Source organism: Nakamurella multipartita DSM 44233, assembly GCF_000024365.1.
GTDB classification, from domain to species: domain Bacteria; phylum Actinomycetota; class Actinomycetes; order Mycobacteriales; family Nakamurellaceae; genus Nakamurella; species Nakamurella multipartita.
In genome coordinates this window covers 5,561,651-5,574,112 of the sequence record NC_013235.1, presented here as the reverse complement: position 1 = coordinate 5,574,112, position 12,462 = coordinate 5,561,651, and the positions used below count along the sequence as shown (strand labels likewise).

Annotated in this window: 15 protein-coding genes; 9 read left to right on the top strand and 6 right to left on the bottom strand. The window is 71.3% G+C overall.

Translation table 11 applies throughout. The features are described 5' to 3' along the window. The first annotated feature begins 35 nt into the window (after positions 1–35). Genes NAMU_RS24745 through NAMU_RS24735 form a run of 3 tightly spaced genes read left to right on the top strand, consistent with a single transcriptional unit; the run spans position 36 to position 1,646 of the window. Positions 36–662, top strand: coding sequence for an RNA polymerase sigma factor (locus NAMU_RS24745; RefSeq protein WP_015750073.1), 627 nt, complete (start codon positions 36–38; stop codon positions 660–662). Next, positions 653–1,249 (top strand): hypothetical protein, encoded by a 597-nt coding sequence (locus NAMU_RS27875; RefSeq protein ID WP_015750072.1) that lies wholly within the window; start codon positions 653–655, stop codon positions 1,247–1,249. Before NAMU_RS24745 ends, NAMU_RS27875 begins: the two co-directional genes overlap by 10 nt. Next, a complete protein-coding gene (locus NAMU_RS24735; protein ID WP_015750071.1) occupies positions 1,242–1,646 on the top strand; it encodes a hypothetical protein in 405 nt (134 codons plus the stop codon). The genes NAMU_RS27875 and NAMU_RS24735 overlap by 8 nt, the downstream gene beginning before the upstream one ends. 110 nt (positions 1,647–1,756) lie before the next feature. On the opposite strand, the gene NAMU_RS24730 is transcribed toward NAMU_RS24735, so the two are convergent. From NAMU_RS24730 to NAMU_RS24710, 6 genes are all read right to left on the bottom strand, one after another. Next, entirely contained in the window at positions 1,757–2,599 is an 843-nt protein-coding gene (locus NAMU_RS24730) for an FABP family protein (RefSeq protein WP_217180627.1), read from the bottom strand. A gap of 257 nt (positions 2,600–2,856) precedes the next feature. Beyond that, complete coding sequence (locus NAMU_RS24725; RefSeq protein ID WP_015750068.1) at positions 2,857–3,156, bottom strand: DUF1416 domain-containing protein; 300 nt, start codon at positions 3,154–3,156, stop codon at positions 2,857–2,859. 30 nt (positions 3,157–3,186) lie between these two features. After that, entirely contained in the window at positions 3,187–4,014 is an 828-nt protein-coding gene (locus NAMU_RS24720) for a sulfurtransferase (RefSeq protein WP_015750067.1), read from the bottom strand. A gap of 154 nt (positions 4,015–4,168) precedes the next feature. Continuing rightward, complete coding sequence (locus NAMU_RS32020; RefSeq protein WP_407669178.1) at positions 4,169–4,267, bottom strand: putative leader peptide; 99 nt, start codon at positions 4,265–4,267, stop codon at positions 4,169–4,171. 59 nt (positions 4,268–4,326) lie between these two features. Then, on the bottom strand, positions 4,327–5,049 hold the full coding sequence (locus tag NAMU_RS24715; RefSeq protein ID WP_169312550.1) for an LmeA family phospholipid-binding protein: 723 nt from the start codon (positions 5,047–5,049) through the stop codon (positions 4,327–4,329). A 12-nt stretch (positions 5,050–5,061) separates the two neighbouring features. After that, complete coding sequence (locus NAMU_RS24710) at positions 5,062–5,862, bottom strand: alpha/beta hydrolase family protein (protein ID WP_015750065.1); 801 nt, start codon at positions 5,860–5,862, stop codon at positions 5,062–5,064. Positions 5,863–6,205: 343 nt separating this feature from the next. Here NAMU_RS24710 and NAMU_RS31560 point away from each other — a divergent pair, with 343 nt between their 5' ends. The 6 genes from NAMU_RS31560 to pstB all read left to right on the top strand — a co-directional run bounded on the left by NAMU_RS31560 (position 6,206) and on the right by pstB (position 12,281). Beyond that, positions 6,206–6,904: a winged helix-turn-helix transcriptional regulator gene (locus tag NAMU_RS31560; protein WP_015750064.1), complete on the top strand. Its 699-nt coding sequence runs from the start codon at positions 6,206–6,208 to the stop codon at positions 6,902–6,904. Then, entirely contained in the window at positions 6,901–7,812 is a 912-nt protein-coding gene (gene mshD / locus NAMU_RS24700) for a mycothiol synthase (RefSeq protein ID WP_015750063.1), read from the top strand. The genes NAMU_RS31560 and mshD overlap by 4 nt, the downstream gene beginning before the upstream one ends. Positions 7,813–8,018: 206 nt before the next feature. Then, positions 8,019–9,182 carry a phosphate ABC transporter substrate-binding protein PstS gene (pstS, locus tag NAMU_RS24695; RefSeq protein WP_015750062.1) on the top strand — a complete coding sequence of 388 codons (1,164 nt, stop codon included), beginning with the start codon at positions 8,019–8,021 and terminating at the stop codon, positions 9,180–9,182. A 115-nt stretch (positions 9,183–9,297) separates the two neighbouring features. Then, on the top strand, positions 9,298–10,407 hold the full coding sequence (gene pstC / locus NAMU_RS24690) for a phosphate ABC transporter permease subunit PstC (RefSeq protein WP_015750061.1): 1,110 nt from the start codon (positions 9,298–9,300) through the stop codon (positions 10,405–10,407). Beyond that, positions 10,404–11,483, top strand: coding sequence for a phosphate ABC transporter permease PstA (gene pstA, locus NAMU_RS24685; protein WP_015750060.1), 1,080 nt, complete (start codon positions 10,404–10,406; stop codon positions 11,481–11,483). The genes pstC and pstA overlap by 4 nt, the downstream gene beginning before the upstream one ends. Positions 11,484–11,501: 18 nt before the next feature. Next, positions 11,502–12,281 carry a phosphate ABC transporter ATP-binding protein PstB gene (gene pstB / locus NAMU_RS24680; protein ID WP_015750059.1) on the top strand — a complete coding sequence of 260 codons (780 nt, stop codon included), beginning with the start codon at positions 11,502–11,504 and terminating at the stop codon, positions 12,279–12,281. The last annotated feature ends 181 nt before the right edge of the window (positions 12,282–12,462 follow it).

The window sequence follows — 12,462 nt, the reverse complement described above, 5'->3', positions numbered from 1 at the left end:
CGAGCACAAGGGTCCGACCTGGAAACATGCCGCCCATGAAGGTCGATGAGGCCGCGATCGACGGCGCCGCCGCGCCGGCTCCGCGGCGGCCGGTCAAACCGGACGTGGACGACGCGGTGCTGGTGCTGCGCGCCCAGGACGGCGACCCCCGCGCGTTCGAGCAGCTGGTCCGTCGCTACCAGCAGGTGATGTTCGGGGTGGCGGTGCGCATCCTGGGCGACCGGGACGAGGCCGAGGACGTCACCCAGAACGCCTTCATCGCCGCCTGGCGGCGGCTGCCGGAGTTCCGCGCGGACGCGAAGTTCTCCACCTGGATGTACCGCATCGTGACCAATCAGGCGCTCAACCAGGCTCGCGGCCAGTCCCGCCGGCCCCGGCCGGCCGACCGGGAGACCCTGGAGGCTGCGTCCGGCTCCTGGGTATCGACCACGGTCGACGCCGACCCGGAACGGCACGCGCAACGGGCCGCGTTGCTGGCCGCGGTGCGCCGGGCGCTGGCCGCGCTGCCCGATCAGCTGCGCGTATGTTGGCTGCTTCGAGAGGTCCACGAACGCAGCTACCAAGAGGTCGCGGACATCACCGAGGTGAGCCTGGACACCGCCCGCGGCCGGATCTTCCGGGCCCGGCAACGACTCGCGGAGGAGATGAGCGCATGGCGGTAGACCAGGTCGACCCGGTCGAACCCGCCCCCGACGCGCTGCCCTGCGGCCGGGATCCGTTGACCGTCGTCGACGACGCCCGGGCCGGCCGGATCAGCGCCCATTCCCGCAGCTGCGAGTACTGCCAGCAGGCCATCGACGAGGACCGGTTGTTGGCCACGGTGCGGGAGATCGAGGCCGAGCCGGTGCCGGCCCCGGACACGCTGCTGCCCCGGGTGATGGCGACCGTGTTCGCCGAGCTGCGGCCGGGCCGCCAGATCGCCCTGCCGGCTGCCGGCCCGTCCGCCTCGGTCACCGAGCTGGCGATCGTGTCCACGCTGCGCCATCACCTGGACGAGCTGCCCGACCTGATCGTGCACCGGTGCCGGGTCCGGGCGGGCGAACCCGCCGGAGAGCTGCGGCCGGAGGGGGAGCCGGCGCTGGTCGTCGAACTGACCGCCGCCGGCGCCTACCAGGCCGACCTGGCCGACCTGGCCGATCAGGTCCGGGCCACCGCCCACCGGGTGCTGCGCGAGCAGTTCGGCTTCGACGACGTGCGGGTGGATGTGGAATTCGTCGACCTGTTCACCCTCGCGGACGGCGGTGACTGAGCCGTCGGCGGCCGATCCGGCCGTCACCGACGACGCGGTGGCCATCGCCGCCGCCCAGGCCGCGATCGACACCCCGGGGGTGACCCGGCTCGTTCCGGCCATCGGGTACCTGATCCGGGACGCGGTCTCCGGTCTGGCCCGTCAGCTCACCGGTCAGCAACCGGCGCCGGAGACCCGGGCCGATCCGGACGCCGTGGAGATCGAACGGGTGGACGGCGCGCTGCGGCTGACCATCCGGATCGTGGCTACCGGTACCCCGCCGGTGCAGGCCACCATCGGGGCCGTCCGCACCGCCGTCGAGCAGGCTCTGGCCGCCGCGTTCGGGCTGACCGCGCAGGTGTCGGTGCTGGTGGTGGACACCGCCTGGGAGCCGGACGCCAGCCCGTCGGCGCGCTGATCCAAGGACCACCGAACCCGGCAAATCGGGCGGCAAATCGAGCTTTGGATCAGCGCGGACGTCGGGACGCAGTGTCGGGACGCAGCGTCGGGATGCGGCGTCGGGGCCGGTCAGCCGGCGATGCGGTCGAGCGCGGCCGAGGTGTGCGGGGCCAGCTCGACGTCGCTGTGAGCCCGTTCCTCGACATAGGCCAGCTTGCCGTCGGGGGTGATGCCGATCAGCCGGGTGGCGCCGACGACGGGCGGCGCGGTCGGGGTGCGCAGCGTGGCATCGGTGGACAGGCCCCACGCGGCGGTCGACCGCGGGCGGCCGTAGAACAGCTCGATCCGGCCCTCGGCGTGCGCCACCATCAGCTCGATCGAGCCGTCGGGCTGCGGCCGGAAGAAACCGACCTCGCGGCTGCTGGGGCCCTTCACCGAGCCGTCCGGCTCGAGCAGCCAGCTGATCGACTCGTAGCGCAGGAACGGCCGTCCGTCGTGGGAGATGACGATCTGCTGCCCGAACTGCGGCTCGTTCTGCCCGGGTTCGTTGCCGAAGCGTCCGACGCCGCGCCAGACGCCGACCAGCGGCAGCAGCGGCTGGCAGTCGGGGTGCAGGCCCGGTCGGGCCCGAACGTTGGCGGTGTCGGCGGGAATCGGCAGCGGCGGGACGTCGGCGATGTCCAGGCCGCGGGTGGCCTCGGCGCGCTCCTGGGCGGCCAGGATGGCCGCGTCCCCGCTGCCCGGGACCGGGCCACGGGCCGTATCGGCGCCCCCATCCGCAAAGCTGTCCGCAGAATCGTCCGCGGAGCTGGCGGCCGCGTGGTCAGCCGGGCCGTCAGCCGAATCGGGCAGCACCGGATTGCGGGTGGGCACGTACTCGCCCGCGGTCCGCTCGGCACCCACCAGGCCGGCGATCTCCTCGGCGGTGGGGCCGTGATGCGGGTCCGGGCCGGGGCCCTGGGGAGCGGTCACTTTTCCTCGTGCAGCAGCCGGTAGACGACGTAGAAGGCGAACCACGTGATCAACAGGGCGACCGCGACGAGCAGTCCGGTGAAGAAGATTTCCACTCGCGAAGCCTAACCTGCGCGTCCGGCCCGGCTGGTGTGCCGCGAAGCACGTCACACTCGCCGCCCGGCCGAGCGACCCGGGTTCGCTGATCTTTCCCGCGCCGAACCGGACGAATGTCCGGCGGCGGCGCGGGAAAGATCAGCGAAGCAGCAGGGGCAGGGTCAGGCGACCGTGATGTCCAGCTGGTTCAGGCCCAGGGTCACGTCGCCGCTGGCCTGGCCGTTACCGACGCGGGACAGCGCGCGGACGGTCCAGGAGCCGGGGGCGGCGTAGAACCGGAAGTCGCCGGCCGGGGAGGTGACGACCTCGGCGGTGAACTCACCGGAGCCGTCGAGCAGGCGGACGAAGGCCCCACCGACCGGCTCGTTGTTCTTGCAGACCTTGCCCTGCACGACGGCCTGGCTGGAGACGTCGACGCCGACCGGAATTCCGGCGGTCTGATCGGGGGCAGCACACGACATGACTGGTGTCCTCTCGGGGATCGGGCGGGGTCAGGCGCCGAGCTCGACGGGCACGCCGACCAGCGAGCCGTACTCGGTCCAGGAACCGTCGTAGTTCTTGACGTTCTTCTTGCCGAGGATCTCGGTGAGCACGAACCAGGTGTGGCTGGAGCGCTCGCCGATGCGGCAGTAGGCGATGGTGTCCTTCTCGTCGTCGAGGTTGCCGTACAGCTCGGCCAGCTCGGCGTCGGACTTGAAGGTGCCGTCCTCGTTCGCGGCCTTGGACCACGGGACGTTCAGCGCGGTGGGGATGTGGCCGGCGCGCTGCGCGGCCTCCTGGGGCAGGTGCGCCGGGGCGAACAGCTTGCCGGAGAACTCGTCGGGGGAGCGCACGTCGACCAGGTTCTGGGTGCCGATCGCGGCGACGACCTCGTCGCGCAGGGCGCGGATCGAGAAGTCCTGGTCCTGAGCGGTGTAGGTGGTCTCCACCCGGTCCGGGACCTCACGGCTGAGCACCCGGCCGTCGAGCTCCCACTTCTTGCGGCCACCGTCGATCAGCTTGACGTCCTGGTGCCCGTAGAGCTTGAAGTACCAGTAGGCGTAGGCGGCGAACCAGTTGTTGTTGCCGCCGTAGAGCACGACGGTGTCGTCGTTGGAAATGCCCTTGGCCGACAGCAGCTTCTCGAAGCCCGCCCGATCGACGAAGTCGCGGCGGGCCGGGTCCTGCAGCTCGGTCTTCCAGTTGATCCGGACGGCGCCGGGGATGTGCCCGGCGTCGTAGGCGGTGGTGTCCTCGTCGACCTCGACGAAGACGATGCCCGGGGTGGACAGGTTCTGCTCGGCCCAGTCGGTCGTGACCAGGGAGTCCTCGCGGCTCATTGTGTGGCTGCTCCTTGCAGGTGGTGCGGTGAGTGGGACATGCCAGGGCGGCAGGGACCAGGCGTGCGGCCTGGGACGATCTGCGGACGGCGGGCAATTTCCGACACGTGTCAGATCGGGGAGTGGGCGCAGCGGCGACGGATCCGTCGATGGATCAGCAGCCGGGGCTACGGCGCCCGTCGGCGTGACAACAGAGGGCACTGCCGACTCGAACGAGATCGACGGCGCGCCGGCTGGTCAGCATCGGGCCCATGAAACAAACGGTAGCAGCCCGGGACGGTCCGGCCGACGGCCCAGCCGGACATCGAGCGCTCAACCGGACGTGCGGCGGAGCTCCTGCAGGGTGACCGGGCCGGTGGTCACCGTGATCACCACGTCGGTGCCGCTGACCTGCACGTCACCCGAGGTCACGGTGAACGGCAGCCCGCGCAGCGGGATGGTGGTGGTCAGGCCCGAGGCGAGTGCGGCGGCCGCGTTGCGGGCCACCGAAGTCAGGTCGATGCCGGCCGCGGAGAGGCTGGCCACGGTCAGGGTCAGCGCGTTGTCGGCCGCGGACAGGGTCGCGGTTCCGGTGACCGGAATGCTCACCCCGGCGACCGAGACGGTGCCGTTGACCTGCAGGGTGCCGTTCGGTCCGGCCGACAGGGTGACGTCCTGCCGGGGCAGCGCGGCCTGCAGCGACGACAGCGGGATGATCACCTGCGACGTGGTGGCCTGGGCGGCCAGGTTCGAGGTGTCCCCGGCGACGGCGTCCCGCAGGGGCAGGGTCACCGTGGTCAGGTCGACCTGGGCCCGGGTGCCGGGCAGCAGGCCCTGGTCCACGTCGGCCGCGGTGATGATCACCGTCGGGTAGGAGCCCTGGACGGCGTGCCAGAGGAACGGGAAGCCCTCAATCGAGACGTCCGGTGGCTGGGTGAGCCCGAGCTCGGTCTGCACGGCGGCGGCGGCCCGGTGTTCGGCGTAGGCCCGACCGCCGAAGTCGGCCACCACCAGCAGCACGGCCAGCACGACCAGGGTGATCAGGAGCTTGCGCACCACTCGAGTGTGTCAGGCCCCGGGCGGGGAACCGGCGGATTGACCGGCGACGGTCCAGGCGCCGGTCCAGGCCGCGATGCGGTCGGCCAGTTCCGGGGTCAGCCCGCTCTCCCCGTGACCCATGCCGGGCTCGATCCACAGCTGACCGTCGCGGGACGCGTCCTGCAGGGCGATGGCGTGCGCGGGGGTGAAGTAGTCGTCCTGCGTGCCGTGCACCAGCAGCAGCGGGATGTCGATGTCGCCGGCGACCTCGATCGGGCTGCGCGGCAGGTCCGACCAGGGCTCGCCGAGCCGGACGCCGAGCGCGGCGCCCATCTGCACGGCCAGCGGGTGCTCCAGCAGCCAGTGCAGGCGCCGCATGGGCACGCTCTCGCGCACGTACCAGCGGGACGGTGCCGACACCGCGACGACCACGTCCGGCCGGTCGGTGCCCAGGGCGGACTGGCGCAGGGCCACCGCGGCGCCCAGGGAGAAGCCGACCACGGCCACCGTCGGGTACCCGGCGGCCCGGGTCCAGCGCACCACCGCGTCCAGGTCCAGGACCTCGTCGCGACCCACCGACGAGCGGCCGGCCGACTGGCCGTGCCCGCGGAAATCGACGGCCACCACGGCGCCGTGCTCGGCGAACGCGTCGATGGCGGCGCGGGTGGCCGGCTTGGCGATGCCGTGGGTGAAGCCGTGGCCCAGCACGAAGGCCGGCCGGTCGGTCGGACCCGGGACGTGCACCCCGGACAGGGTCACGTCATCATCGGTGACGCACTGCAACCCCGACCCCACCACGTGCGTCTTGGGGGCAGGCGATGACCGCGTCACCTGTCGCCTCCGGCCGCCATGGCGCCGGCGTGGTTCCCAACGCCAACGAGGGGTCGATGGGGCACCTGCCGGCCAGGCCGGACCGATTTCCGGTCTACGGTGAGCTGCGGCTCACCGCCGCCAACGTTGTCGGGCACGTGCGGATCCTGTCACATTCGCGGTCTCCGACCTGCGGGAACGTGATCGCCGTTACACGTGCGTCATACGCGCCTGGTAATTCCGTAACTGAAAGCTCACATGGCCGGCTCGGCAGTGTGAGGTCGAGGGCCAGCGCGCGCAGGCCCCGTGCGTCCGTGCGAAGTTAGACTCCACCAAGGTGAACCGCAGGTAAGGAGAAGGTTGAATGGAGCTCCTGCTGCTCACCACCGACCCCAGCCCGACGTCGGTGTTGCCCGCGGTCGATCTGCTTCCGATCCGCATTCGTTCGGCCGCGCCCGAGGCGGCCTCGCTCGTCACCTCCGGCCCGTACGACCTGTTGCTGCTCGACGCCCGCCACGATCTGGCCGCCGCCCGCACCCTGTGCCGTTTGCTCGGCGCCGACGGGCTGGCGGTGTCCATCCTGGCCATCGTGACCGAGGGCGGCATGGTCGCCATTGGCCCGGAATGGGGCGTCTCCGACGTGGTGCTGGCCTCGGCCGGCCCGGCCGAGGTGCACGCCCGGCTGCGGCTGCTGGCCGCCCGGACCAGCAATTCGGCCAATTCCGGGCTGATCAGCCTGGGTGATCTGACGATCGAAGAGGACACCTACACGGCCCGGCTGCGCGGCCGCCCGCTCGAACTGACCTACAAGGAGTTCGAGCTGCTTAAGTTCCTGGCCCAGCATCCGGGCCGGGTGTTCACCCGCGAGCAGCTGGTCACCGAGGTCTGGGGCTACGACTTCTTCGGCGGCACCCGCACCGTCGACGTGCACGTCCGCCGCCTGCGGGCCAAGCTCGGCGCCGAGCACGAGGCGCTCATCGGCACCGTCCGCAACGTCGGTTACAAGATGGTCCCGCCGGCCCGTTCGGCCTTGCGGGACGAATCCGCCGGCACCCCGGCGTGACCCTCGAACCGGCCGGTGAGCCCGCCGCCTGGCACGCCGCGCCGGACGAAGCGGCCGCGCTGGCCGCCCTGATCGACGCGGCCGCGGCCGCCGACGGCGTCGCCCCCATCTCCGGTCATGTCCGGGACGCCGTGCGCAGCGGCGCCGCACAGGTGCTGATCGACCCTGGGGCCTCGCCCGACGACCCGGCCGGCGTGGCCGTCGCCCTGGCTCAGGATCCGGCCGAGGTCACCGTGGCCCCCGACCGGCGTCGGCAGGGCCGGGGCCGATCGCTGGTCCGGGCCGCCGTCGAGCGGCAGGGGGCCGTCTGGGCTTACGGCGACCTGCCCGCGGCGCAGGCCCTGGCCAGTGCGCTGAACCTGCGGCCCACCCGCGTGCTGCTGCAGATGCGCCGCCCGCTGCCGATCGAGCCGTTGGGCTACCAGCCGCCGGCCGGGGTGCGGATCCGCACCTTCCAGCCGGGCCGGGACGAGGACGCGTTCCTGCGGGTCAACGCCCGGGCCTTCGCCAGCCACCCGGAACAGGGCCGGCTGGACCGCTCCGGGCTGGGCGAGGAGATGGCCCAGGACTGGTTCGACCCGAACGGCTTCTTCCTGGCCGTCACCGACCCCGGCGACGAGCTGCTGGCCTTCCACTGGACCAAGGTCCACCCGGCCGAACCCGCCGGCCAGAACCCCACCGGCGCCCTCGGCGAGATCTACGTTCTCGGCGTCGACCCGGCCGCCGGCATCCGCGGGCTGGGGTCGGTGCTGGCCGAACGCGGGCTGCAGTATTTGGCCCAGCGCGGCCTGGACACCGCCCTGCTCTACGTCGAATCCGACAACGCCCCCGCGGTCCGGCTCTACGAACGGCTCGGGTTCACCGTCTTCCAGCGCAACGTGGTCTACCGGCCGACGAACCAGGGCTGAGTTCGCGCAGCGACAACTGCCCATGCGTCCGCATGGTCCCGGTGGGCCCCGTCACAGCCGCGGACAGCTGGGTTCACTCGCCGTTCACCTGCCGTGGGGAATCCGTTCCGCCCGGCCACTTACATTCCGAGCGTCGGACACCGGCGCCGCTCACGCGGGCCGCAGGACCGGCATCGACGAACGATGAACCCAACGGAGGAACAGGCGTGAAGATCACGCGACGGGCCGGCTTGGTGGCGCTCCTGGCGTCCGGCACTCTGCTGCTGGCGGCCTGCGGCAGCGACAACAACACGACCACGACGAGTGCCGCGGCCGGTTCGGCCGGCGGCAGCTCCGCGGCAGCGAGCGGGTCGGCGGCCGCCGGGGGTGGCACCACCTTCGAGGGCGCCGGCTTCAGCTGCGCGACCGGGGCCCTGCGGTCCTCGGGTTCCACCGCCCAGGGCAAGGTCATGGAGCAGTGGATCGCCGACTTCAACGCCAAGTGCGGCGCTAACCTGAACGCCTACGGCGGCGGCGGCTCCGGCAAGGGCATCCAGGACTTCATCGCCAACCAGGTCGACTTCGCCGGCTCGGACTCCTCGCTCAAGGAGGACCAGGCCGCCCAGGCGCAGTCCCAGCGGTGCGCGGGCAACCCGGCGTTGAACCTGCCGATGGTCACCGGCCCCATCGCCCTGGCCTACAACGTCTCCGGCGTCGACACCCTGACGCTGACCCCGGCCGTCATCGCCGGCATCTTCAGCGGCACCATCACCACCTGGAACGACCCAGCCATCGCCGCGATCAACCCCGGCGTCACCCTGCCGGCCACCGGCATCCAGGCCGTGCACCGCGCCGAGGACTCGGGCACCACCGAGAACTTCACCAAGTACCTGGCCGCCGCCGCGCCGAGCGCCTGGACCTTCACCCCGGCCAAGGCCTGGGCCGCGCCCGGTGGTGTCGCCGCCCAGGGCAGCGACGGGGTGTCCAAGCAGGTCAAGAGCACGGACGGGTCGATCGGCTACGTCGAATGGGGCTTCGCTCTCGATGACGGCCTGAACGTCGCCCAGCTGGACAACGGCGGCGGCGCGGTCGAGCTGACCGCCGAGTCGGCCGGCAAGGCGGTCGAGGCGGCCACGGTCGTCGGCACCGGCAAGGATCTGGCCCTCAAGCTGGACTACGCCACCAAGGAAGCCGGCGCCTATCCGCTGATCCTGGTCACCTACGAGATCGTCTGCTCGGCCGGGAACTCGGCCGACACCGCGCCGCTGCTCAAGTCCTTCCTGGGCTACACCGCGACGGACGGCCAGACCACGCTCGCCGAGCTGGGCGCGGCCCCGCTGCCGGCCAGCATCCAGCAGCAGGTCATCGCCTCGGCGTCGTCCATCAGCTGACCCGGCGGCCCACCCCGGCGGCCACGGCCGATCCGGGGTGGGCCACCGGCGCCCGGTCCACGGGCATCGCACCGATGCCCGTGGACACCCGGAACCAACATCAAGTCGAGGAGCGATGGTTCAGACGGCCGGAGACGACTCGCGAACGGACGATCCGTTCGAGATAGCCGCGCAGGGGGTGCCCGGAGCGAACCCGCTGATCGGGCGCCCGGAACCGGACAGCGCGGACACAATCGACGCCCCCGGCACGATCCTGCCCGACGGGCGCCCGGAGGCGGGCATCTCGGGTCGGACGGTGCGCTGGGGCGACCGCGTGTTCAAGGGGCTCGCCGCCGGGTCCGGGGCGATCCTGCTGATCGTGATGGCGGCGATCGCCATCTTCCTGGTCTGGAAGGCGATCCCGGCGTTCACCGGCAACTCGGGGAGCCTGTTCACCACCCAGACCTGGAACCCGCAGGGCAGCCCGCCGGTCTTCGGCATGGCCGCGGTGTTCTTCGGCACGGTGGCCTCGGCGTTCATCGCGATGCTCGTCGGCGTCCCCGTCGCCATCGGCATCGCCCTGTTCATCTCGCACTACGCGACCCGCCGGGCCGCCACCACCCTGGGCGCGATCGTGGACCTGCTGGCGGCCGTGCCGTCGCTGGTCTTCGGCATGTGGGGGCTGTACTTCCTGATCCCGCAGACCAAGGGATTCCAGGCCTGGCTCAGCGAGTACTTCGGCTGGATCCCGCTGTTCAACAACACCACCGCGACCAGCGTCGACCAGTTCGGCAAATCCCTGCTGATCGCCGGCATCGTGCTCGCCATCATGATCATCCCGATCGTGTCGGCGGTCTGCCGGGAGGTGTTCCTGCAGGTCCCGCGGGAGACCGTGGACGCGGCCTGGGCCCTCGGCGCCACCAAGTGGGAGATGATCCGCACGGCGGTGCTGCCCTTCGGGCGCGCCGGCATCATCTCGGCGGCCATGCTCGGCCTGGGCCGGGCCCTCGGCGAGACCATTGCGGTGGCCCTGGTGCTCAACTCCGGTTTCCGGATCAACTGGCACCTCACCGAGCCCGGCGGCGACACCTTCGCCTCGACCATTGCCCTGAAGTTCGGCGAGGCCGGCGGCTCGCCGGTGGCCATTGCCGCGCTGATCGCGGCCGGCCTGTTCCTGTTCGTCATCACCCTGGTCGTCAACACCGCGGCCCGCATCGTCATCGCGCGACGCAAGGAGTTCACATGAGTGTGGCGACCGCCCCGGCCTCGCCGGGGTCCATCCGCTCCGAGCTGGTCGGGGCGCGGCTGCCGTCCTGGGCGCCCTATGGCAGCGCGGTGGCCGCGATGGGGCTGGCCGTGCTGCTGCGCACCCTGCTGGACTGGACCGGCTGGGCGACCACCGTGCTGGCCGCCGCGGCGCTGTTCGTCATCGTGCTCACGGCCTGGTCGATCGGCATCGAGGGCCGCCGGCAGGCCAAGAACCGGTTCGCCACCACGCTGATCTACGCCTCGTTCCTGGCCGCGATCGTGCCGCTGGTGCTGATCCTGACCTACATCGGGGTCAAGGGCTTCTCGGTGTTCTCGGCCGACTTCTTCCTGCGGTCGATGAACGGCGTGACCAGCCGGATGGACGGCGGCGGCGTTTACCACGCGTTGATCGGCACCCTGCAGCAGGTGGCGATCGCCGCGATCATCGCCCTGCCCATCGGCATCTTCACGGCCATCTACCTGGTCGAATACGGTCGCGGCACGTTCGCCCGGATCGTCACGTTCTTCGTCGACGTGATGACCGGCGTGCCCTCCATCGTCGCCGGCCTGTTCGTCTACACCTTCCTGCTGCTGGGTTTCGGCATGCGGCCGTTCGGTGCCGCCGGGGCGTTGGCGCTGGCGATCCTGATGGTGCCGGTGTCCGTCCGGGCGTCCGAGGAGATGCTCAAGCTGGTGCCCCGCGACCTGCGCGACGCGTCGTACGCGCTGGGCGTGCCCAAGTGGCGGACGGTGCTGAAGGTCGTGCTGCCCACCGCGATGTCCGGCCTGATCACGTCCTCGCTGCTGGCGATCGCCCGGGTGGCCGGGGAGACCGCGCCGCTGATCCTGCTCACCGGGTACACCGCGTCGATCAACTTCAATCCGTTCTCCGGCGACCAGGCCACCCTGCCGATGATGGTGTGGGACCAGCTCGGCAAGCGCTCCGGCACCACCTCCAACGACCTGACCGAGGCGCGGGCCTGGGGCGCCGCGCTGACCCTGGTGTTGCTGGTGCTGATCCTCAACGTCGGCGCCCGGCTGCTCGCCCGCCTCGCCAAGCCCAAGACCAGCTAGTTCCAGGAGTCCATCGATATGGCCAAGCGCATCGACGTCGAAGACGTCAACGTGTTCTACGGCGACTTCCTTGCCGTGCAGGACGCCTCGATCAACATCGCCCCGCTGTCGGTGACCGCGTTCATCGGCCCGTCCGGCTGCGGCAAGTCGACCTTCCTGCGGGTGCTGAACCGGATGCACGAGGTGATCCCCGGCGGCCGGGTCTCCGGCAAGGTGCTGCTGGACGGCGAGGACCTGTACGGGCCCGGGGTCGACCCGGTGAACGTTCGCCGGACCGTCGGCATGGTGTTCCAGAAGCCGAACCCGTTCCCGACCATGTCGATCTACGACAACGTGATCGCCGGCTACAAGATCGCGGGCACCAAGAAGAACAAGTCGACGATGGACGACATCGTCGAGCGCTCGCTCAAGGGTGCGAACCTGTGGGAAGAGGTCAAGCAGCGGCTGAACCGGCCGGGTGCGGGCCTGTCCGGTGGCCAGCAGCAGCGGCTGTGCATCGCCCGGGCCATCGCCGTCGAGCCGTCGGTGCTGCTGATGGACGAGCCCTGCTCGGCCCTGGACCCCATCTCGACCCTGGCCATCGAGGACCTGATCAGCGAGCTCAAGACCCGCTACACGATCGTCATCGTCACCCACAACATGCAGCAGGCGGCCCGGGTCTCGGACCGCACCGCGTTCTTCAACCTCGCCGGCGTGGGCCAGCCGGGCCGGTTGATCGAGTACGACGACACCGCCACGATCTTCTCCAACCCGAAGGTCAAGGCCACCGAGGACTACATCTCCGGCCGCTTCGGCTGATCCGCGCCGCAGTCCGACGGGCGCGCCTGGCTCCAGGCGCGCCCGTTCCGCGTCCCCGCCCCTTTTCCCGCGCGGAGCAACTCCGCCGTCGTCGCCCCTTTCCCGCGCGGAGCGACTCCGCCGTCGCCCCCTTTTCCCGCGCGGATCAACTGCCCCGGCGCGGCCCCTTTTCCCGCGCGGA

Excerpts from the sequence above, each read along its gene's own strand:
- NAMU_RS24745 (WP_015750073.1), top strand. The coding sequence starts at position 36 with ATGAAGGTCGATGAGGCCGCGATCGACGGCGCCGCCGCGCCGGCTCCG.
- NAMU_RS27875 (WP_015750072.1), top strand. The coding sequence starts at position 653 with ATGGCGGTAGACCAGGTCGACCCGGTCGAACCCGCCCCCGACGCGCTG.
- NAMU_RS24725 (WP_015750068.1), bottom strand. The coding sequence starts at position 3,156 with ATGTCGTGTGCTGCCCCCGATCAGACCGCCGGAATTCCGGTCGGCGTC.
- NAMU_RS24720 (WP_015750067.1), bottom strand. The coding sequence starts at position 4,014 with ATGAGCCGCGAGGACTCCCTGGTCACGACCGACTGGGCCGAGCAGAAC.
- NAMU_RS32020 (WP_407669178.1), bottom strand. The coding sequence starts at position 4,267 with ATGGGCCCGATGCTGACCAGCCGGCGCGCCGTCGATCTCGTTCGAGTC.
- NAMU_RS31560 (WP_015750064.1), top strand. The coding sequence starts at position 6,206 with ATGGAGCTCCTGCTGCTCACCACCGACCCCAGCCCGACGTCGGTGTTG.
- pstC (WP_015750061.1), top strand. The coding sequence starts at position 9,298 with ATGGTTCAGACGGCCGGAGACGACTCGCGAACGGACGATCCGTTCGAG.
- pstA (WP_015750060.1), top strand. The coding sequence starts at position 10,404 with ATGAGTGTGGCGACCGCCCCGGCCTCGCCGGGGTCCATCCGCTCCGAG.
- pstB (WP_015750059.1), top strand. The coding sequence starts at position 11,502 with ATGGCCAAGCGCATCGACGTCGAAGACGTCAACGTGTTCTACGGCGAC.